The organism is Glutamicibacter sp. MOO4, assembly GCF_056934395.1.
The window spans coordinates 2,699,337-2,720,841 of sequence record NZ_CM167800.1; the positions used below are offsets into that span (position 1 = coordinate 2,699,337).

At 55.2% G+C, this 21,505-nt stretch carries 19 protein-coding genes; 2 read left to right on the forward strand and 17 right to left on the reverse strand.

Features of this window, described 5'->3' with window-relative positions:
* Nucleotides 1–13: 13 nt before the first annotated feature.
* Both AC1Z3F_RS12625 and arsB read right to left on the reverse strand, forming a co-directional pair.
* Nucleotides 14–427: an arsenate reductase ArsC gene (locus tag AC1Z3F_RS12625; RefSeq protein WP_131089398.1), complete on the reverse strand. Its 414-nt coding sequence runs from the start codon at nucleotides 425–427 to the stop codon at nucleotides 14–16.
* A gap of 14 nt (nucleotides 428–441) precedes the next feature.
* Nucleotides 442–1,515 carry an ACR3 family arsenite efflux transporter gene (arsB, locus tag AC1Z3F_RS12630; RefSeq protein ID WP_131089852.1) on the reverse strand — a complete coding sequence of 358 codons (1,074 nt, stop codon included), beginning with the start codon at nucleotides 1,513–1,515 and terminating at the stop codon, nucleotides 442–444.
* A 123-nt stretch (nucleotides 1,516–1,638) separates the two neighbouring features.
* Between arsB and AC1Z3F_RS12635 the strand changes: the two genes are divergently transcribed.
* Complete coding sequence (locus AC1Z3F_RS12635; protein ID WP_483565918.1) at nucleotides 1,639–2,010, forward strand: ArsR/SmtB family transcription factor; 372 nt, start codon at nucleotides 1,639–1,641, stop codon at nucleotides 2,008–2,010.
* 56 nt (nucleotides 2,011–2,066) lie between these two features.
* Here the strand turns inward: AC1Z3F_RS12635 and AC1Z3F_RS12640 are convergent, their stop codons facing one another.
* The 12 genes from AC1Z3F_RS12640 to purU all read right to left on the reverse strand — a co-directional run bounded on the left by AC1Z3F_RS12640 (nucleotide 2,067) and on the right by purU (nucleotide 15,956).
* Nucleotides 2,067–2,582 (reverse strand): N-acetyltransferase family protein, encoded by a 516-nt coding sequence (locus AC1Z3F_RS12640; protein ID WP_483565919.1) that lies wholly within the window; start codon nucleotides 2,580–2,582, stop codon nucleotides 2,067–2,069.
* Between the two features lie 69 nt (nucleotides 2,583–2,651).
* Nucleotides 2,652–3,473 carry an enoyl-CoA hydratase/isomerase family protein gene (locus AC1Z3F_RS12645; RefSeq protein ID WP_483565920.1) on the reverse strand — a complete coding sequence of 274 codons (822 nt, stop codon included), beginning with the start codon at nucleotides 3,471–3,473 and terminating at the stop codon, nucleotides 2,652–2,654.
* 116 nt (nucleotides 3,474–3,589) lie between these two features.
* Complete coding sequence (locus AC1Z3F_RS12650) at nucleotides 3,590–5,089, reverse strand: aldehyde dehydrogenase family protein (RefSeq protein WP_483565921.1); 1,500 nt, start codon at nucleotides 5,087–5,089, stop codon at nucleotides 3,590–3,592.
* 36 nt (nucleotides 5,090–5,125) lie between these two features.
* On the reverse strand, nucleotides 5,126–6,040 hold the full coding sequence (gene mmsB / locus AC1Z3F_RS12655) for a 3-hydroxyisobutyrate dehydrogenase (RefSeq protein WP_483565922.1): 915 nt from the start codon (nucleotides 6,038–6,040) through the stop codon (nucleotides 5,126–5,128).
* A 62-nt stretch (nucleotides 6,041–6,102) separates the two neighbouring features.
* Nucleotides 6,103–7,239 carry an acyl-CoA dehydrogenase family protein gene (locus AC1Z3F_RS12660; protein WP_131089403.1) on the reverse strand — a complete coding sequence of 379 codons (1,137 nt, stop codon included), beginning with the start codon at nucleotides 7,237–7,239 and terminating at the stop codon, nucleotides 6,103–6,105.
* Between the two features lie 202 nt (nucleotides 7,240–7,441).
* Nucleotides 7,442–7,858, reverse strand: a complete 417-nt coding sequence (locus AC1Z3F_RS12665) for a helix-turn-helix domain-containing protein (RefSeq protein ID WP_483565923.1) — start codon at nucleotides 7,856–7,858, stop codon at nucleotides 7,442–7,444.
* A gap of 138 nt (nucleotides 7,859–7,996) precedes the next feature.
* Complete coding sequence (locus AC1Z3F_RS12670) at nucleotides 7,997–8,332, reverse strand: type II toxin-antitoxin system HicB family antitoxin (protein ID WP_483565924.1); 336 nt, start codon at nucleotides 8,330–8,332, stop codon at nucleotides 7,997–7,999.
* 94 nt (nucleotides 8,333–8,426) lie between these two features.
* Nucleotides 8,427–10,304, reverse strand: coding sequence for a glycerophosphoryl diester phosphodiesterase membrane domain-containing protein (locus tag AC1Z3F_RS12675; RefSeq protein WP_483565925.1), 1,878 nt, complete (start codon nucleotides 10,302–10,304; stop codon nucleotides 8,427–8,429).
* Nucleotides 10,305–10,479: 175 nt separating this feature from the next.
* Nucleotides 10,480–10,956 (reverse strand): hypothetical protein, encoded by a 477-nt coding sequence (locus AC1Z3F_RS12680; protein WP_483565926.1) that lies wholly within the window; start codon nucleotides 10,954–10,956, stop codon nucleotides 10,480–10,482.
* A 156-nt stretch (nucleotides 10,957–11,112) separates the two neighbouring features.
* The gene (locus tag AC1Z3F_RS12685) at nucleotides 11,113–13,023 is read right to left on the reverse strand and encodes a glycerophosphoryl diester phosphodiesterase membrane domain-containing protein (RefSeq protein ID WP_483565927.1); all 1,911 of its coding nucleotides are present in this window, start codon (nucleotides 13,021–13,023) and stop codon (nucleotides 11,113–11,115) included.
* Nucleotides 13,024–13,778: 755 nt separating this feature from the next.
* Complete coding sequence (locus AC1Z3F_RS12690; protein WP_483566965.1) at nucleotides 13,779–14,822, reverse strand: M14 family zinc carboxypeptidase; 1,044 nt, start codon at nucleotides 14,820–14,822, stop codon at nucleotides 13,779–13,781.
* A gap of 261 nt (nucleotides 14,823–15,083) precedes the next feature.
* The gene (purU, locus tag AC1Z3F_RS12695; protein WP_131089410.1) at nucleotides 15,084–15,956 is read right to left on the reverse strand and encodes a formyltetrahydrofolate deformylase; all 873 of its coding nucleotides are present in this window, start codon (nucleotides 15,954–15,956) and stop codon (nucleotides 15,084–15,086) included.
* A 350-nt stretch (nucleotides 15,957–16,306) separates the two neighbouring features.
* On the opposite strand from purU, the gene AC1Z3F_RS12700 reads away from it, so the two are divergent.
* Nucleotides 16,307–16,969 carry a GntR family transcriptional regulator gene (locus tag AC1Z3F_RS12700; RefSeq protein ID WP_483565928.1) on the forward strand — a complete coding sequence of 221 codons (663 nt, stop codon included), beginning with the start codon at nucleotides 16,307–16,309 and terminating at the stop codon, nucleotides 16,967–16,969.
* Between the two features lie 44 nt (nucleotides 16,970–17,013).
* Here the strand turns inward: AC1Z3F_RS12700 and AC1Z3F_RS12705 are convergent, their stop codons facing one another.
* The 3 genes from AC1Z3F_RS12705 to AC1Z3F_RS12715 all read right to left on the reverse strand — a co-directional run bounded on the left by AC1Z3F_RS12705 (nucleotide 17,014) and on the right by AC1Z3F_RS12715 (nucleotide 21,352).
* Complete coding sequence (locus AC1Z3F_RS12705; protein WP_131089412.1) at nucleotides 17,014–18,837, reverse strand: BCCT family transporter; 1,824 nt, start codon at nucleotides 18,835–18,837, stop codon at nucleotides 17,014–17,016.
* A gap of 234 nt (nucleotides 18,838–19,071) precedes the next feature.
* A complete protein-coding gene (gene fdhA, locus AC1Z3F_RS12710; protein ID WP_131089413.1) occupies nucleotides 19,072–20,286 on the reverse strand; it encodes a formaldehyde dehydrogenase, glutathione-independent in 1,215 nt (404 codons plus the stop codon).
* Between the two features lie 130 nt (nucleotides 20,287–20,416).
* Entirely contained in the window at nucleotides 20,417–21,352 is a 936-nt protein-coding gene (locus AC1Z3F_RS12715) for a LysR family transcriptional regulator (RefSeq protein ID WP_483565929.1), read from the reverse strand.
* Nucleotides 21,353–21,505: the final 153 nt, after the last annotated feature.

Here is a 21,505-nt window from a genome sequence, read left to right on the forward strand (position 1 = left end):
CTGCGTTAGGTGGCTAGTTAGCTGGTAGCAACTCGGAAATCAGGGTTTCGATCCGGCTGCGGATCTCGTCGCGGATTGGACGTACGGCGTCCACTCCTTGACCGGCTGGGTCTTCCAGCTTCCAGTCTTCGTAGCGCTTACCCGGGAAGATCGGGCAGGTATCTCCGCAGCCCATGGTGATCACTACATCGGATTCTTTCACCGCTTCGGTGGTCAGAATCTTTGGAGTTTCAGCCGACATGTCAATGCCTTCTTCGGCCATGGCTGCCACGGCTGAAGGGTTCACCGAATCAGCTGGTGCGGAACCGGCTGAACGGACCTCAATCTTGCCCTCGGAAAGATGGGAGAGGTACGCAGCAGCCATTTGTGAACGTCCTGCATTGTGAACGCAGACAAAGAGTACCGAAGGTTTGTGGAGCTCAGTCATGGTTAGTTGATTCCTTAGGCCGAAGTAGTTGCGAGTTCAGTGGATGGGAAGAATTTGCGAGTCCAGAGGGCCACATACACAAGTGCGACCAAAACTGGTACTTCGATCAGTGGACCAACCACGCCAGCGAGCGCTTGTCCACTGGTTGCACCGAAGGTGGCAATGGCCACCGCGATAGCCAGCTCAAAGTTGTTGCCAGCTGCAGTGAAAGCCAGCGTAGTGGTGCGTGGGTAGCCAAGATTCAGGGCTCGACCAATGAGCATTCCAGCACCAAAAACCACCACAAAATAGGTCAGTAGCGGCAGCGCCATCCGCAGTACATCCCACGGTTTGGAGATGATGTTATCTCCCTGCAAGGCAAAGAGCAGAACAATGGTGAACAACAGACCGTAGAGCGCCCACGGGCCAATCTTTGGCAGGAATTTACCCTCGTACCAATCCCTGCCCTTGGCTTTTTCACCCAGGGTTCGGGTCAAGAAACCAGCCAGCAGTGGGATGCCCAAGAAGACGAGTACCGAGGCGGTGATGGCACCTATGGAGAATTCTGCACTGGTGGTTTCCAGCCCTAACCAGGAAGGCAGCAACTGGAGGTAAAACCAACCCAGCGCACCAAAGGCAACGACTTGGAAGATCGAGTTGATGGCTACCAGCACGGCTGCCGCTTCTCGGTCACCGCAGGCCAAATCGTTCCAGATGAACACCATCGCGATGCAGCGAGCCAAACCAACAATGATCAGCCCCGTGCGGTACTCGGGGAGGTCTGCGAGGAAGATCCAGGCCAGGACAAACATGAAGGCCGGTGCCAGCACCCAGTTGATCACCAGCGAAGTGATCATGAGCTTTTTATCAGTGAGAACTCGAGAGGTTTCGTTGTAACGCACCTTGGCTAGGACCGGGTACATCATCACTAAGAGCCCCATGGCAATGGGAACCGAAACCCCACCGACAGTGAAGCGGTCCAACAGTTCACCCAGCGCAGGAAAGATGCGTCCCAACCCCAGCCCGATGGCCATGGCTAGCAGGATCCATAGTGCCAAATATCGGTCTAGGAAAGAGAGCTTCGCCGCCACGGGGGCGGTGTCGGGCATTGGCGCGGGTGTCACTGAATTATCACTCCAAGATTAGACATCGACGACTATCGATATTTCGAGTATCCTTGCATATATCGACGTTTGTCAATCTCTGACCGAACTACGAAAGCGGCCCAAACAATGAGTACGGACACAAGCACCGAGTCGGGCCTGAACCTTCAGCCTTTCGAATCTCCATGTTGTGTTCCAGCTGAGGACAAAGACATCCTTCAGGCAGAAGAAGCCGAGCTACTCGCCTCTCGTTTTAAGGCGCTCAGCGATCCCAACCGGCTTCGCATTCTCTCGATTGTCTCGGCGAACAAGGAATCTGAGACGTGCGTCTGCGACTTGCCCGAACCCCTGGGACTGAAGCAACCCACCGTCTCCCATCACCTGAAAATCTTGGTTGAGGCAGGGCTTTTACACCGCGAAAAGCGTGGCGTCTGGGCCTACTTCTCCGTGGTTCCCGGCGCACTGGAATCCCTAAGCACAGCCTTGGTGGCAAAAAAGTAGCTTCATTAGTTCAGATGACCCCGCCCTAGCGAGCCGGTCAGCTCACTGCCGTCCACTCAAAGCCTCAGCTCGTACAGGTACGTGTCCATCCACTGTCCGGCAACCTCACCACATGCGCCCTTCGCAATACGTTCTCGGCGGCCGACTTCCCGGAAACCAACTTTTTTGTGCAGTGATCTACTACCTTCATTGCCGGAAATAATCGCTGATTGAATCGTCCAATAACCCTGCTCATTGGCCCGTTTGATGAGCTCTTGAAGCAGTATGGTTCCGATCCCACGCCCCGAGCATTGCGGATCAATGTAGACCGAATGCTCAACCACCCCACGGTAGGCGGAGCGTTCTGAAATAGGCGCGGCAGCAGCCCAACCGGCAACATTTCCCTCGGGATCGAGCGCCACCAAGGTCAGCTCCGGGATCTTCGCACCAAAGAATTTTTCCTTGGACGGAACCGCTGATTCAAAAGTTGCCAGCCCGGTTGTGATCCCTTGCCCATAAATAGTGGATACCGACCCCCAGCGATCTTGGGTCATCTGAGCAATCTGAATATCAGCGCTATTGGTCTTCCCCACGGCGGATCCTTCCCAAGAGTTCTGGCGCTATGTGGTGCGGATTTTCGGCGAGCGTTCATTCCCAACACGCTAATCCAAGGCAACCGTACGGTTCCAAGTGAATTCCGGTGCCCGCTTTTCTAGGAACGCCGTAATGCCCGTGGTTGGATCATCCGAGACATCCATCTGCTGTTGCCAATAGGCATTGACCTCTTCTAGGTCAATGCCACCAACAGCTATCGCGTCAACAATGGCTTTCATGGCCTGAATCGACAGGGCTGAACGTCCTGCCAAGTGTTGTGCGTACTTTTCGATTTCTTCCCAAAATCCCTGAACTGGCAAAACGCTTCTAACCAGGCCAACGTTTTTTGCCTCATCTGCGTCGATGAAGTCAGCGCTGAACAGCAATTGCTTGGCTACGCCAGGGCCCACAAGACGCACTAGACGTTCAATGCCACTGGTGGGATAAACGATGCCAATCTTGGACGGAGTAATCCCGAAGTGGGCACGCTCGCTAGCGATGCGGATATCGCAGGCTCCGGCTATCTGCCAACCACCGCCGACACAATAACCATCAATCGCCGCGATAGTTGGTTTAGGGAATGCTGCCAACGCGTTTTCTCCGGCGCTGACATGTCCACCGTCATGACGGCCTGACTCTGCATCATGCAAGATTGCGCGCAAGTCGCTGATATCAGCACCGGCACTGAAGTTCTCTCCGGCCCCGCGAACTACCAGCACGCGTACCGAGTCGTCTTCAGCCAGGGTATAAAGCAGGGTCGCAAACTGTCCCCACATATCTTTGGACACCGCATTACGTCGACGCGGATTATCGATATACAGCGTTGCCACCGCGCCACTGCGTTCTACGCGCAGTCTACCGGTTAGATCCGGTTGCTGTTCGACACTCATAGTCCACCCCTTAGCGCTGACCCATCTCCGGGCCAATTGATCAGTCCTGCCTCTATCAAAGCATCATTCGTTCTTCACCAAGCGAACTAGCTTTTACTCGGCCCATTTTGTTGCTTCTAGCCGCGCAACTTTACGTTGATTTGTTTGGTCTGGGTGAAGCCGGCCAGCATTCCTTCTAGAGATACTTCGCGCCCGATGCCTGACTGCTTGTAGCCACCATAGGATTGGCCCACCACTTGGCCACCTCCCTGGTTGACTTGAACCCAACCTGCTTCCACACGGTGGGCAGTGTTCAGCGCATTATCTAGGTTGTGACTCCATACGTAGGCGGCCAAACCATAGTGCGAATCGTTGGCCATCTTCACGACCTCGTCGACTTCTTTCCAACGAATAGCCACCAGCACTGGCCCAAAAATCTCTTCTTGTGCAAGACGGAAGTCATTGCTTGCTCCGCCAAAAACGGTGGGCTGGTGGAAGTACCCTTCGGTCAGTGGCCCTGAAGTTGGCTCGTCTCCACCCAAAGCTACGGTCAGCGCCGAGTTGTTCCGACCTTCTCGCAAGTAGTCACTGATTTGGTGGTGCTGGCTGGCATTGATGATCGCGCCCATGTCAGTGGCCTCATCCAGCGGGTCACCCACCTTCAGCGCTCCGAGCTTAAGGGTCAGCTTTTCCAAGACTTCGTCATAGACGTCTTCATGTAGGAAAAGCCTCGATCCGGCGGTGCAGCTTTGCCCCTGACGGGTGAAGCGCGAGGCGGCCAGCAGCCCATCAATCAGTTCATCGTCTACGGCATCGGGGAAGACAATCGAAGGATTCTTTCCGCCTAGTTCCAGAGAGACATGTGCAAGGCGTTCGCTTGCGGTGCGGGCGACTCCTCGACCTACGTCGGTTGATCCGGTGAAGGAGACTTTGTCCACGCCAGGGTGCTCGGATAGGGCCTGACCTATCACGGATCCACGACCGGTCAACGCGTTGAGCACGCCCGCGGGCAGGTGCCGGTTGCAGATTTCAGCAAGCAGCAAGATGGTTAGTGGCGCATCGTCGGCCGCTTTGAGGATGACAGTATTTCCGGCTGCTAGCGCCGCTGGAATCTTAAAGCCGGCAATCATCAGCGGTGAGTTCCACGGCAAGATACACGCGACCACTCCCAACGGTTCAAGTCGGGTGTACTGCAGTTGGTTCTCGCCAGCGGGCAGTGTGGTGCCTTTGACTTCGCCCGCGATGCCGGAGAAGTAGCGGAACAGGGCCACCAGCGTGGTGACTTCCGGGCGGGCCTGGGTTCGCAGCGCGTTGCCGGTATCAAGGGAGGTGAGCTTAGCGAAGTCCTCGGCTCGGGCTTCAATGTCGTCGGCGATTTTGGCCAGTGCCCGGGCACGCTCGGTGAAGTGCACCCCGCGCCATGCACCAAACGCCTTGCGAGCTGAGTCAACCGCTCGATCCACATCTTTGATACCGGCGGCAGGCACTCGGGCGATGACACTTTCACGGATCGCCGGGTTGCGGACCTCGCGCCATTCACCGGTACTCGATTCGGTTTTTTCGCCATCTATCCACATGGGCTGGTCAAAACCGTTGAGCAGGTTTTCGGTGCGTGGATCAGTGTTAGAAGTGCTCATTGTTCCTCGTATTCAATAAAGCTAGGGTTGACCAGATCAGTTGGCGGGCTTGGCTGCGGCGGAAGCAGCTCGGATCTCGTTGATAATTCCGGAGAAGTCTTTGCGTGCGCCTTCACCGGCAGCAAAGTCTCGGTAGATCTTTTCGGCGGCCACTCCCAGTCGGGCTTGAACGCCTGCGGCGTCCACCGCCTGGACCGCTAAGCCGAGGTCCTTGGCCATCAATGCACCGGCGAAGCCTGGCTCGAAGTTTTTGTTGGCCGGGCTTGTTGGTACCGGTCCGGGGACTGGGCAGTTGGTGGTCAGCGCCCAACATTGGCCGGTGGCTGCGGAGGCCACATCAAAGAGCGCTTCATTGGACAGTCCGAGGCTTTCACCCAGTACAAAAGCTTCAGAAACGGCAATCATGCTCACGCCGAGGATCATGTTGTTGCAGACCTTCGCCGCTTGTCCGGCGCCAGGGCCGCCACAGTGCACAATTCGCTTGCCCATATCTTTGAAGATGACTTCTGCGTCGGCAAAATCTGCGTCGTTGCCGCCAACCATGAAGGTCAGTGTCCCGTTTTCTGCACCGGTGGTTCCGCCGGATACTGGGGCGTCGACACCGCGATGCCCGGCGGCGCTGAGCATCCGATGCACTGTGTGGGCATCGTCCACGGCAATGGTTGAGCATTCCAAGAACAGCGTGCCTTTGGGGGCTGCTGCGACTAGTCCGTCCGGTCCCTCGAACGCGCCGATTACGTGGCGACCGGCGGGAAGCATGGTGATGACAACGTCGGCATCCGTCACTGCTTGGGCCCCGGATTCGGCAATATTCACGCCGGCCTTGATCGCCGCTTCTAGGGCTGGGGCCGAGAGATCAAAGCCTGTTACCTGATGTCCTGCCTTGACCAGGTTGGCGGCCATATAACCACCCATATGGCCCAGACCGATGAATGCGATGTTCTTTACCATTGAAATTCTCTCTTCTTCATTGAAGGTTTATTCGTTGGGGTTTCAGTCTGCAACCCGGAAGTCTATGAGTCCAGCAAGGTTCTGCCTACGATCAGGCGCATGATCTCGTTGCTGCCTTCAAGGATCTGATGCACTCGAAGGTCACGGGCAATTTTCTCCAGCCCGTATTCAGCCAAGTATCCGTAGCCGCCGTGGAGTTGTATGGCGGAATTGGCAGCATTAAATCCTGCGTCGGTGGCTAGTCGTTTGGCCATGGCACACAGCCTCACTGCGTTGGGTGCGCCTGCATCCAACGCTGCTGCCGCCCGCCACAGTAGAGTGCGGGCGGCTTCTAATTCGGTTTCCATATCGGCAAGTTTGAAAACCAAAGACTGTTGATTAGTTAGTGGGCCGCCAAAAGCTTCACGCTCTTTGAGATAGGCAACTGACTTTTCTAAGGCTTTCTGTCCGCCACCTAGCGAGCATGCACCAATGTTCAGGCGGCCACCGTTCAAACCCTTCATGGCAAAGCCAAAACCGTCACCTTCAGCTCCCAATAGGTTGCCTGCGGGTACTCGGACGTTGTCGAGGATGACCTGTCGGGTAGGTTGTGCGTTCCAGCCCATCTTCTTTTCGTTAGGGCCGAAGGACAAACCTTGAGCATCGGCAGGGACGAGGATCGCGGAGATGCCACGCGATCCGGTGTCCGCGGTGCGAGCCATAACAACGTAAGCGGCCGAAGATCCCGCGCCGGAGATGAATTGCTTAACGCCATTGAGCACGTATTCGTCGCCTTCGCGCACTGCTCGGGTGCGAAGAGCTGCGGCATCTGAACCCACGCCGGGTTCGGTTAGGCAGTAGCTACCCAAGGACTGCATGGAGGCCAGCTGCGGGATCCACTGCTCACGCAGTTCTCTGGATCCGAAGGTATCGATCATCCAGACAACCATGTTGTGGATGGAAATGTAGGCTGCGATGGTCGGATCAGCCTTGGCAAGCTCTTCAAAAATCAGCACCGCATCACTGCGGGTCAGTCCGGAGCCGCCGAACTCTTCGGTGGCGTAGATGCCACCCATTCCCAATTCACCGGCTTGGGCCAAAACCTCTACGGGAAAGTATTTATTTTCGTCCCAGCTCGCCGCGTTTGGTTCCAATGCGGTGGTTGCAAAATCACGCACCATATCTACTAGTGCGCGCTGGTCCTCGGTAATTTCAAACATGCTCGGGCCTTCCAAAGATGCGGTTAGCCACAAATATAGTTGGACATCCTACTAAATACTAGGGCTTCCAAGTAAATACTTGGAGTAAGGAACCAATCCTTGTGCAGCACGCGATTTAGGGCTTGTTTTTCAAAGCAGGAAACTGGACTTGATGATCACGAAGAGGAGGATCTAACCACTGCCAGGCAATCCTGTTGCACAATCAGGAAGACCTTGAATCCTGTCCGGATTGCCGGAGTTTCTCCAAATACTCAACCAGTTCTTTTGGGTTGGCAGCTCTTCCTTCAAGTAGCGTCCCAGTGAGCGTTAACCGTTCGGTTTTGGGTAGAGGTTCGAGCTTGACCCTCATACCCAAAGTTGCAGCCACCTCGGCGAGCGTGCCAAGTGTCGGATTAGACGCACTGCCTGAAAAGAGCCGTCGCATTGTTGCCGGGTCTGCACTGATGGCGCGGGCAAGGCTGGCTTTCGACAATCCTGCAGCAATGCGAGCTTCGTCCAGACCGTTCACGATGCTGTCTACAGTGGCAATCCGGATTGATTCGAGAACATACTCCCTAAGGAATTCCGGATCCTCAAGATCCTTAGCTAGATCATCCCAAAATGTTGCGGGTGCTTCCATTGGACCCTCCTTGACGCGGCCTTGAACGTAACATAAATGATACGCCTCAAACGCTGATCACCGCCGCTCTCTCACGAAAGAACTCCGCGTTCACTACAGCGACACCAGGGCAGCCCCGCTCAACCAGAATTGGCGCCCTTAGAGCAGTTCGTTCAGGTAACGGTTAAGCGAAACGCCTTGCTCCGAGGCCTTGATCGTTAGGTCCCGATGCTTTTGGGGCGACACTCGCAGTCGAATATTTCCGCTGTACTCACGTGTGGCAAATGGGCTTGGTACTTTTTCGCCTGCTTTGGATAAGTCAGCAACCGTACTACTCACCAGATCAAGCATCCCCGACAGTGCAGCTTCTTGAGACTCGGCCAGCCAGGACAGTGACGGGAACTCAGCCACGGTGGCGAGATACTCATCATCTTCAGCGGACCACGCAACGCTGTACTTATAGCGAGTTACTTGCGCAGGTTCTTTAGTTGCCATCTTCCGTTCCCCGTTTCCTCGATAGCCGGAGGCCCTGTTTCATGGTTCCACTATTGGTACCAATTAAACAAGATGGCAAAGAGCCGTCTCGGTATTACCGGAACAGGTCCAGGTACGCCAACGAGTAGCCGACTCGATACTCGCTGGCAGGCTCACTAGCAACCATCTGGCGATCAGTTATCGCCATTTCAATTTGGTCTGTCACGATGCCATCTACCGGCAAGCTCAACAGCTCTCGAATTTTGGACTCGTCATTAACGGTCCAAACATAGACTTCCTGACCCTGTTCATGGGCCTGATCCAGCAAGTCTGGACGGAACGAAGCCTGTTCCAACGTGTAGAAGTCGCAGTTCACCCGTGGCAGCCTGCCAACGCTCATGGCCACGGTGAGACCAACACGAAGCTCGGGGCGTTGGCGCTTAATTTCCTTGACTGCAGGAGCGTTGAGCGAGTGGTAGATATTATCGGTGGCAGTCCCGGCCGCATCGATTTCTTTGAGGAATTCCTTGAGGTATCCCTTATGCTCATACCCGTTGACCTTGAGCTCTACCAGGACTGGAATTCCAAGTTCCTTGGCATGCATCAAGTACTCCTGCATGGTGGGAATGTGGTCGGTGAAGCCACCCTCGCGGACTGTCACCTTTTGTACCTCATCCACGGTCATGTCGTAGATATTCTTGTTGACGCCGGAAACCATCAGCAGATTGGTGTCGTGGCTTGCGACGAACTTTCCGTCCTTGGTCTGCTGGAAATCCGCTTCAACATAGTCGGCTTTGTTTTTGGCAGCGGCATCCAGAGCACCAAGCGTATTCTCCACTCCACCGGCGGCATAACCGCGGTGGGCTATCACCAAACTGTCTTCGGCACTGGAGGTTGTTTGCCCCAAGGCCGGAGCGGCATACAAACTTGCGGAGACCGCAAGACCAAAAGCTAGCGCCCCCACCGAGGCGCGGGTAGCTTTGGCCTGCACAGTGCGCTTGCGCAGCGTGTACTCCTCAAAGACTGAGGTGAGTCCGAGGTGGTCACGTCCCAAAGCGACCAGAATTTGTAGGGCCACCACTGTGGCAGCACCGATGATCATGAACCCTAGGGTGTGGCCTATCCCGATACACAAGCTCGCAACCACCGCAGAGCTTTGCGCAGTCATGATGTTGGTGGCCATCTCGGAGATCCACGCCAGAACTTCTACCAACAGCGAGGCGCTCAACGCGGCTATCCCTAGTGGCAGACCCACAAGCAGAAGATATCGGAAGAAGTTCTTATGCGTTGCTTTGAGGCTTCCGCCCAATGCTGCATATGACTTTTTCTCGCCAATAACCAACAGTGGCAGGGTCAGAATCAGACGTAGATTCAGCCACAAGATCGCGGCGATCATCAATGCATAAAGGCCCGTGCTTAGCGGGACCTTCAGGTACTCACGGGTGATAAACGGCGGAATACCCACACCTTGAATCAATACCGACGAGAGGCCCAAGCCTCCCATTGGCAACGCCAGGAAGAAGTAAACCATCAACAGTGGAGATGGATAGCGCAGCAACTTGCGCATCACCGTAAGCGTATCCCTGACCATGTCAGCCAGGTTTGGTGGGCGGCCTGATTGTTGCCGATTGACCATTACAATCAAGGCCACGAACTGCAAACTAATGGCCGCAAAAGCAAGGATCGCGATGGCCAGTATCAACAGAAGGGAGATCGGATGGGTCAGCAATTCCGTATAGGTACGGTCGGTTACGTTTTCCAAATGACTAGCTTCAAGGGCCAGCCCAAACAGGTACTTGATAGCCGGCAAGACGCCTAGTCCGTTGATCAGCTGAATCACGCTAATGACAGCTAGGTAGCGGAAAACTCGCGCATGGCTAAGACGCCAAATTCGACGAAGGAATCCGGGAATCTGCGAAAAGGTTGGTGCCACCTCGCGGGTCGCCGGGTGCAACTGAGCAGAATGATCCGGGCAAGTAGATCCGAATTTCATTCTGTCGTTCACAGCGTTTTATCCCGTTCCAATCGTTTCGAAAGCTAAAGAAGGCTAACGACTATCTTATCCCGGTCTCTTTTTCTGCGCTGTGGAGGGGGTCTCAGAAACAGCCCCGAATTCTTAGAGTTCTCTGGACGATTCTGGATTCAAAAGCGTTAAGGATGGCAACAATTTATTTTGCGCCAAACGCTGGGGTCGTAGCTTCGCAGTCCACGCGTTGGCTTGGTGCGCCCGTTTCAGAAGCTATTTCTTTAACACCGTCTAGGAGAATCTTGCAGGTTGCCGTTGCGTCTTTCCCCGGCGTGGCAGCAATGGCCGCATCTTGTTCTGCGGTGACCATACTTTCCACGGACCAGACCTTGCGAGATTTCTTCTTCTCGTCGGCATTAGCTGTCACCGTATCTTCGGTGACTTCAGCCGACTCCTCGCCACGCTTTTGCGCCTCAAGATAAGAGACTTCGCTCAAAGTGTCATCGGAGGCACCATCCACGCTGACTTCATAGGTCACAGACCACGCATCGGAAGTTGCTTTGTCGTAGGAGTCCACTGCGCCGCACCCTGCCAGACCTACGCCTAATGCTAAAAATGCTGTGCTCGCCGACATTCGGGCAATGTTGCGAGAAAGGTCGGACGATGAAAATCCACGCATGAAATTCCTTCACGAGATCAAGGTGTGCAATTGCTACAGTCTCAAGCCTAGATCCGTAGGCACTTCCAATACCTCGCATACAAGGACGACTTTAGAGCGCCCGGATCAACCCAAGGGTGGAGACAGAATCAGAACAGCTCGCAAATGTTGGTGCTCTTATCTGAAGAGGTCTAGGTGCGCTAGAGCTACACCAACACGGTAATCAGACCTCGGGTTCTCAGCCACAAAGTCCCGGTCTCGCAGCGCGACGTCCACGCTGTCGGTGACAATTCCATCCACTCCTAGACTTAGGAGCTCTAGGATTTTCTGTTCCTCATTAACCGTCCAGACGTAGACCGGCTTGTTCGCTTCCCTGGCCATCGCCAACAGTTCAGGGTCAAAGGACGCTTGCTCCACGACAATGAAGTCGCACTCAACTTCCGGGATCGCCCCAAGGCTCATGGCCATGGTGAGCCCCACACGAAGTTGGGGACGCCGTTCTTTCAGTTCACTGACCGCCGCGGGATCCAGCGAGTGATAGATGTTCTGCTCGCCGGTGCCGGCCGCGTCAATCTCTTTGAGGAAACGGTCCATAAAGCCAGGCGCCTCATGTCCTGAGACCTTGAGTTCCACAAGCAACGGAGTCTTCAACTCTTTCGCCCGATTCAGATACTCATCCATGGTGGGGATTGTCCCGGTAAACCCGCTGACGTTCTGCTTCACCGAGGTCACTTCATCGACGTTCATTTCATAGATGTTCTGATTGCGCCCAGCCACTACCAAGAGGTTGGTGTCGTGGCTGGCCACGAAGTGCTTATCTTTGGTTTCTTGAAAGTCAGCTTCAACATAGTCCGGATGCAATTTTGCGGCCGCTTCCAAACCGCCAATAGTGTTCTCCACTCCTCCACCCGAGAATCCTCGGTGGGCCAAGATCGCAGTATCTTCTGCTTTGGACGTGGTGCCAGCCATCAGTGGCACGGCACGGACGCTAAAGGCCAGCAGTAACGAGGAAACCACGACCGCCACAATCATGAACAGCATTGAGCGTGCAGTGTGGTTGGGTGTCGATACGCGTGCTAGTCCGTGCGGAAGATCCAACTGGGATCGGGCTGCGACCACGAGGACTTGAATGATGACCACCGTGGTGACGCCTACAAGTAAGAAGCCCAGAACATAACCGGATTGGATGCACACCGAAGCCACAAACGCGGATCGCTGAAGGTCCAGGAGAGTGTTGGCCGTACGGGAAATCCAGATCAGAATTTCCACCATCAATGATGAGAGCAGTGCACAACCCAGCGCCGGAATACCGAACATAAACACCGAGCCCCAGAAGTTGCCGCTTGTGGCACGGAAACTCTCAAAAATAGCGTGCGTAGCTTTTTTCCCGCCCACGACAAACATCGGCAGGCTGAGTATAAGACGCAGATTCAGGTAGAAGATCACCGCGATCAGCAATGAATATCCCACGCCACTGAGTGGAGTCTTCAGATACTCTCTGCTGACAAATGGTGGGATTTCAATTCCTTGAATCAACACCGAGGAAAGACCCAACCCACCCAACGCCAGCACCACAATGAGGTAAAGCGTCAGTGGCAGCGGAGGTCTGCGCACCATACGCCACAGCGTGCCTACGGTTTCCCGCACTACCTCTTTGGTACTCAGCGATAAACCTGATTGCTGGCGATTGACCATCACGATGAGCACGGAGAACTGAAGCCCGAGAGCCAACAGAACAATAAATGCAATCAGCAAGAGTAGGAGCGCGGCCCCCGGATGGCTCAGCATCGTTGGCAGGTCGCGGTTCGTCAGGTTGGCCAGGTCGCTGACGTTTAGTGCGTACGAGAAGATCGCCTTGACCGCAGGGAGCACAACAAAACCGTTAAACGCCTGAGCCAGAATAATGGCACCCAGATAGCGAGGCACATGCGCGTGGCTCAGCCGCAGGGCCTGAACCAATAAGCGCAGCACCAACGCCACGTTCAGCCGCTCATGTTGATCGCTATGGGTCTTAGCTCCAAGCAATGAGGCGCCAAGCCGTTGCTTCTTGGACTTTCGCTGAAGCTTTAGCTCCGAATGCTTTTTCATTGCCGGTCCTGCTTTCAGGTTCGTGCGCAGGCGACTACTGATGCCCTGTAAAGAATGCCGACAGCCAAGGTCACTAGTTACCTTGGTGCTGCATGGCACCCCAACTGATACTTCTTCAGCCTGTTCAACTTTACTGCGGATCTGGCCTCTTAACTACTTCAAATGCAGTACTAGCCCGTACTTCATTGGTCCGATGTAATCCCTGACGATTCCTCAGATAATTGAACTTGCGTGCAACGCACCCCGCACAGGACACTGCTCATCTTGCGTCGCAACCGGCGCATCAAGAATCGCGCCAGAGTTCTTGAACTGCATTCAGGGTTTCAGACAGCCCTAGAACACATCCAAAAGTTTGAACGCCGCATCCGCATCCAGTCCATGATTGTGGCTTTGCTGCTCATTGGATTGGGAATCGGCGCGGTGTGTGCAGGATTCGCCTGTCGAATCCCGCAGGAACAGGTGCTTGGTGCACTGTGCTTTTCCGTCAGTCTTTCTGCCCTGTGCCTGGTTGGTAAAACGTACCGTGCGGCTCAGCGGTCCCAACGTGCTCGACGGTTCACTTGTATTGCTGTCGCGCAGATGTTTGAGGAGCGGAATATTCGCTTCAGTCGGGAGGTAAGTCCTTGCATCAGTGTTTAGTATCGGTCCGAATCGTTCGCAGGACGTGCACGAGTTTAATGTGGCATGCCGTCAGAGAGTAGCGGGACGAACTGCGAGCCGGCTAACGTAACCGGCCCGCATGCATTTTTGAATTTCTATTCGTCTGCTTCTTCTTCACCTGGCAACGTCGACTGCTCCGGCAACGTATCCCAGACGGAAGTGTCTGCCGTTTCAGCCGAGCCGTCGGCCACCGCTTTGATGGTGGATTCCAAGGTCAGGATGGTCTGCTGGCGCAGATATCCGTTGGACTTCTGACCCAGCACATAGTCAGCGTTGTAGTGATCGCTCATTCCGCGCATTTCGAAGAGCAAAGTCGAGATGCCGTATTCGGCCGCGATGCCGTTGCGAGCAATGGTGTTGGCAGTACCGCCCACGTACTTTCCTAGGTGGCCCCATCCCGTGGAATCCACGTTTTGGTAAACGATGGAACCAAGGCGCTTAGATCCTTCGCGCACTTCTTCCGAAACGTCGGCAGTAGTTGGATACAGTATCGACCCCGAGACCAACTCCCCATTGATGGCTGAGCGAGTTCCCTGATGGTGCAAGTCGATCATGTAATCAATGTTGAAAGCGGACAGCACGTTATTGTGCAGAGCCTGAATTTCTGGTTGGCTCTTGGCTATGTGATCGCGGTTTATGTCCACGTTGTTGGCGTTGTATCGGGTGAGGTGACGGTCGCCGGATGCTATGTAGTCATCCAGCGAGAAATCCACGTCTCCCATGGCCCCATCCGGGTTGAGCATTGGCACCACGAGGATATTAACGTTCTTTAGTACGTCTTTCATCCGACCTGATCCGAGATGTTTGATAACTTCAAGAGTTCCCTCGGTAGTCAGTTGTTCGTTGCCATGCTGCTGAGTTAGGAAAAGGATCGTCGGGTTACTCGGGTCCGAGATGTACTTTGCTAAGTACAGGTCACGACCCTTGACCGACTGACCGATAACTTCGAGGTCCAGTGCCGCTTGTTTGGCATCCTGAGTCTTCAGTTCGGCCACCATCGAATCATAGGTGTGCAAGATCGAGGTGTTGGTCGTTCCATTCTGGTTGTTGTTTGGCCCTTCACCTACGGCTTGCGCCGGAGCCAGACCTAGTCCGAGCATCAACGCTGATCCGGCAACGATGCTGGCTCCTTTCTTCATCGCTTGGGTTGGGAACGGTGATGAACTTCTTTGCATGGTTCTTCCTTCGTTCTTCCTCAATAGTGATGGGTGGTGAAAATGTTGACGCCCCTGGTCCAGGTCCATCAATGCAGTGATGTGACGCCAGTCGCACTAGGCGCTGGCACCCATCCATGTCGAATAAATCTTGCCCCGCAAGGGAAAAGAGAAGATTGCTGAACAGCACAAGGCCAGCCGCAGTATCTGTGTGCCACGGCTGGCCTTGTGCCGTTTTTCGTCTTTCTAGCGAAGAACTACGGTGCGCGAACCGTCGAGGAAGACTCGATCTTCACAGTGCCAGCGCACTGCGTCCGAGAGCGCCTTGCACTCGGTATCGCGGCCGGCGGCAACTAGGTGTTCGGGTTCGTAGCTGTGGTCAACTTCCTGAACACGCTGGGTGATGATTGGCCCTTCATCCAGCTCGCTGTTGACGTAGTGAGCGGTAGCGCCCACGGTTTTTACGCCACGTTCAAATGCCTGGTGGTACGGCTTAGCGCCCTTGAACGAAGGCAGGAAGGAGTGGTGAATATTGATCGCACGGCCATTGAGCTTGCGGGTCAAGTCATCGGAGAGCACCTGCATGTAGCGGGCGAGCACCACAAGGTCCACGTCAAAGCGATCCACCAGTTCCATCAGCTTGTCTTCCGCCTCTGGCTTCGTCGCTGCGGTGACTGGAACATGGAAGAACGGAATGCCGTTCCATTCAACCTGCTGACGGTGATCTGGGTGATTGGAAACAACCGCAGCAATTTCTACCGGAAGCTCCCCCATGCGGGCACGGAAGAGTAGGTCGTGCAGGCAGTGGCCGAACTTGGAGACCATGATCAGCACGCGCTTCTTCTGGCCCGCTGGGCGTAGGCCCCACTTGGCGTCGTGTTCTTCAGCCAGGTTTTTCAGGTTGGATTCTAGGTCTGCGATAGCGATTTCATTATTGTCGCTGTCCGCAACCTCAAATTCGATGCGCAGGAAGTAGGTGCGTGAGCGCTGATCATCGTGCTGCTTGAGTTCGCGAATATCTCCATGATGATCAAGTAGCAGACCGGTGACCGCATGCACGATTCCTGCGCGCTCAGCACAGGTGAAGGTCAAGACGTATTTGTTGTTCGGTTCGGTCATCGTGCCGCTCCTTGCGTTCGCCGAGTTAGCGCTAGCTTCGCCATGGCTCGTGGTGGTATCTGAGTTCAAGTTTGGTGGCGTGTGATGGTCAGAGATCTTTGAGAACTCCGTCGATTCCTGACTTAGCAAGTGTCTGAAAGACTGACCATGAGGCTGATATATCAATAGCTGATCACAATACTATGTGTGCACTAGGACAGCGTCAACAACATTTCTCAACAGATTTTTAACTTCTTCATCCGCAGCACTCGCACCGCTTCCGCGGGGCAAAAATCACCCCTGGCGGTTGCAGGCGATACCCTTTGTGTAGTGGCAAGTGCGTTTTGAACAGTGAAGAAAGCGAAATATCGATGGCCCCCGAATTCTCCAGCACCATCACCGAACAAGGTTCGATGGCGGATCGCGCCTACGCGGCGCTACGTGATCGGCTGATGCTGTTAGAGATCGCTCCAACTCACCCGATTCATGAACCGCAGTTGGCTGAAGAATTGGGTGTGGGACGCACCCCGATGCGCGAAGCTCTTAAGCGCTTAGAAATTGATCACTTGGTGGTCTCTTATCCGCGTCGTGGAACCTTCGCCACCGCGGTAGATTTCCATGAACTGAACTATATTTCTGAGATGCGCCAAGCCCTTGAACCACTCGCAGCACGTAATGCGGCAGCGAACAAGGACCCGGAAATCCAGTCCCAACTCACCAGCTATTTGGAACGCATTGATGCACTTGATCCGACGTTGGATCAGCGCTCACTGTTGCTACTGGATGTACAGATTCACCGACTCATCTACAAGGCCGCAGCCAATAAGCATCTGGAAGAAACCTTGGTGCGCCTGGATAATCTCGTAACGCGAATCTGGTGCCTCGTTATCGATCAGATGCCACCAATCGCCGAACACCTCAAAGAGCACTCGGCCCTACTTCGCGCCATCTTGGCCAATGACGGAGATCTTGCCGCCAAGTTGGTCTCTGAGCATGTGACCCACTTTGAGCAGGCGCTGCGCAGCGCCCCTTAGTCCGCAATCTTTCACGGTCCAAGAGGCGCTGTGAGCAGATACTTTTACTTCCCGACACCTTCTGCTTCTAGATCTGGATCAGCAGCTGGCAGGATCACCGGTTCATCGCTGGAAACCTGAACAATAGGCTGCTCGGTGGTCATCAGGCTAAAGTGCTCACCGTCATGGCGGTCAATACCTTCATCCACGGCCTGCTCCAGAACTTCCAGCGCTACCTTGCCACGAAGCACCAAAGGATCCTTACTCAGGTCCTTCCAGATAGCCACGCAGAGCAAGAGCATGACCAGCACAAACGGTAGCGCCGCGACAATGGTGATGTTCTTTAGACCATTCAGCGCTTCTGCCGGATGCTCTCCACCGGCCAGCAGCATCACTGCGGCCACCGCCCCTACGGAGACGCCCCAGAAGATCACTGATTTCTTGGTCGGTTCTTCGGCTCCGCGTTCGCTGAGCGCACCCATCACAATCGAGGCCGAGTCGGCGCCGGTGACAAAGAAGATGGCAATCAGTATGACGGTCAAAACCATCAGTGCCGAGGCGAACCAGCCAGGTAGGTTCAGGCTGCCCAATAGCTCAAAGAGTACCGAGTCGAAGTTGATGTCCGGAGCCCCGTCCACCATCTGAGTGATCGCTTGGCCCATATCGCCCGAGCGTTCAGCACGTTCCTGAATGCCGATGGCACCGCCACCAAAAATCGCGAACCACAGCAGGGTCACTGCCGATGGAACCAGCAGTACGCCGGTGACAAACTGACGGATGGTGCGGCCACGGGAAATGCGGGCAATAAACAGACCAACAAATGGGGTCCATGAAACCCACCAAGCCCAGTAGAAGATGGTCCACGAGGACAACCAGCTGGCCATGTCACCATCACCGGATGATGCGGTGCGTGATGCCATCTGCGGCAGATCAGCAATGAAGGATCCAACCGCGTTCGGGATAACGTTCAAGATGAACAGCGTCGGGCCGCCAATGAAGACCACCAAGGCCAGAGCGACGGCCAGCACCATGTTGATATTGGAAAGCCACTGAATTCCGCGCTCAATACCGGAGACTGCCGAGGCAACAAACAGAGCGGTGAGGATGGCGATGATCAAGACCAGCACGCCGGAGCCTACTGAGGACATGATCCCGGCGGACTGAATACCGCCACCAATCTGCAATGCGCCTAGACCCAGCGAACAAGCCGAACCAAACAACGTGGCCAAAATGGCCAGGATGTTGATGGTTTTGCCGCCCCAACCGTTGACGGCACGTTCGCCAAAAATCGAAGAAAACATTGAAGAGAATAACTGCGGGCGACCCAATCGGAAACTTCCGTACGCCATACCCAAACCAACAATTGCGTACATGGCCCAAGGGAAAAGCGTCCAGTGGAACAGCGTGGTTCCCATAGCGGTTCCCACTGCGGCCGAGGTCTGTCCGCCGACCGTTTCAGGTGGTGGAACCATGTAGAAGTACAGCGGTTCGCCCACACCGTAGAACACCAACCCGATGCCCATACCGGTAGCAAACATCATGGAGATCCATGAGACAGTGCTGAACTGTGGCTTTTCATCATCCTTACCCAGCGGGATGCGGCCAAAGTTCCTGGCGGCCACCACGAGAACAAAGATGGTGAAGACGGTGGCTGCGATAACAAAGACCCAGCCGGTATTGGTGATCACCCAATCAAGGGCAGTGGATGCGACACTACCCAACCCCTCGGGCGAGATGAATCCCCAGGCGATAAACGCCAGAGTGAGAATGCCTGCAATTCCGAACACCCAATAGTCAGTTCCGCTGTTCAGATATCTTCGGGGCTTGCGTTTGCGCGCTGTATGCAGCTCGCTCACAAGATCTACTTCAGGTTGCTCTGTGCTCTTCATAGCATTTCCTTTGCGGTGAGTTGGCGCCCCGCCGGGTGGGTGTGGTCCATGGCGGTTTGCCTAGTGCCAGATCACGGGGGTGAGCCGTGATGAGGGAGTCGGGAGGGCGCATCATTGCCCCAGCCCAAGCTAGAAATGGCAGGCAACCGGCTCCGATGACGTGCTTGCCACAGGTATTGCGGGGCTGAGGCTTCGCTGCCTCAACCCCGCACCTGCTGAAGTTCTTCGTGGCGTTTAGGCGCCAATCATGCCGTGTGGATCAAGCACAAACTTCTGTGCCGCACCCTCATCAAAGGCTGCATAACCCTTCGGTGCATCCGTCAGCGCAATGGCGGTGGCATTGACGTTTTTAGCAATCGAAACCTTGTCGGAAAGGATCGCGTGCATCAGGCCACGGTGGTACTTCATTACCGGGCACTGACCGGTGACAAAGGTGTGAGACTTAGCAAAACCAAGACCAAACCGCATGGACAGCGAACCCTGCTTAGCAGCCTCGTCGGTGGCTCCTGGATCTCCGGTGACGTACAAGCCCGGGATGCCCAAGCTTCCGCCTGCTCGGGTGATTTCCATCAGCGAGTTCAGCACGGTGGCAGGCTGTTCCTTGCCGGCATTGTGTCCGTGTCCGCGAGCTTCGAAGCCCACCGCGTCAATGCCGCAATCTACTTCTGGAGTACCGAGGATCTGGGCAATTTGCTCTCCCGGATCCCCCTTGGAGACGTCCACAGTTTCGCAACCGAAGCTGCGTGCCTGAGCCAAACGATCTTCGTTCAGATCTCCCACAATGACCGTTGCTGCACCGAGCAACTGGGCCGAGGTCGCTGCTGCCAGACCCACAGGGCCGGCACCTGCGACGTAGACGGTAGAGCCAACGGTGACGCCAGCGCCAATGGCTCCGTGATAGCCGGTAGGGAAGATGTCCGAGAGCATGGTCAGATCGAGGATCTTCTCCAAGGCTTGGTCACGGTCAGGGAACTTTAGTGCGTTCCAGTCCGCGTACGGGACCAGCACGTACTCTGCCTGCCCGCCGACCCAGCCGCCCATGTCGACGTAACCGTAGGCTGAGCCCGGACGGTCAGGGTTCACGTTCAAACAGATTCCGGTCTGACCGACCTTACAGTTTCGGCAGCGTCCGCAGGAGATGTTGAAGGGTACCGAGACCACATCGCCTACCTTGAGGAACTCGACGTCGCGTCCGACTTCCACCACCTCGCCGGTGATTTCGTGGCCTAGGACCAGACCTTCGGGTGCGGTGGTGCGTCCTCGAACCATGTGCTGGTCAGAGCCGCAAATGTTGGTGGCGATGGTTTTGAGAATGACGCCGTGGTGTACTTTTCTGCCGATGTTGGCCGGGTGCACTCCCGGACCGTCTTTGAGTTCAAATTCGGGGTACGGAGTGTCGATGAGTTCGACTTTTCCGGCTCCTGCATAGCTCACTGCTAGATTGCCCATGCCAGACCTTTCGAATGAAATATTAGTTGGATACTAATCGGATGTACGAAAGTCTCCACATCTGAGTCAGTCATGTCAATAGGTTGCTGGAACTAAGAAGTGCCCTTAGGTGAGCCCTAGGCCTACCAGCTCAGTCCAGTTCGTCGGCCGAGCGTTGGGAGATAATTCCGCGGGCTGTGTCCTGCAAAATTTTCAAAGACTCGTCAATCATCGGAGAGCCCACGCTGCCTTTTCGGGTGACGGCGAGAATTCGCCGCGAGGGCTTTGCTGCGCCGCTGACCCGTCGACGCACCACGTTTTCAACGTTGCCCAGGGTAGCCAAGCGAGGCAAAAGTCCCACACCCAATCCGGCGCCAATAAACGCGATCATCGTTTCCCACTCCACCGCTTCATGAGCAATATGCGGAGTCACACCCAGGGAGGTAAACGCGGCAACAAACAGTGCCCGGTACACCGAGTGCTCGGCTTCGGTAATCCACGGATCATCGGCCAACTGTTCCAAAGACACCGACTTATTGCCGGCCAAGCGATGGTCAGCAGGCAACACCACATCCAAGGGATCATCAAGCAGCACCGTCTGCTCAAAGCGAGCCTGAACCATGGAACCGGTCTGCGCCTGGCTGGCCACAATCACCGCGAGGTCAATGCGTTCAGAAAGCAGCAGATCTAGACAGCGCTGGGGTTGCGCCTCAACAAGTCGCACTTCCATCTCGGGACGGGTGGTGCGTAGTTTTGCCGCCAGCGGGGCCAAAAGTTCGGCCGCTGCCGTGGAGAATCCACCAAGGCCAAAGCTGGACTGCAGCTGCCCTGAAGCCGTGCGCGAAGAAGCCATCAACAGCTCCCACTGCGTCACAATCGAGTCAACGCCTGCAACAAAATGCCTACCGGTGGCGGTCAATCGCACACCCCGGCCGTCCTTGACCAACAGCTCCAGACCAAGGCCGCGCTGTAGTTCGCGCAGCTGCGCGGATACCGCCGAGGGCGAGTATCCGGTCAATTCCGCGGTTTGGGCGATAGTTCCGGTGGAAGAGAAGACTCGCAGGGTGCTCAGGCGTGGATCAATCATGCACTAATTGTGCATGATTTCATCCAAAATATTGCGCTTTTCATGGACACTAATTCTCCCTAGTCTCGATTCATGCGGTAGATCACAATGGTGTTCCCTTCACCGCTATATCCACAGCAAAAGGGCGCGCATCGCCCCGTGTTTCTAGGAGTA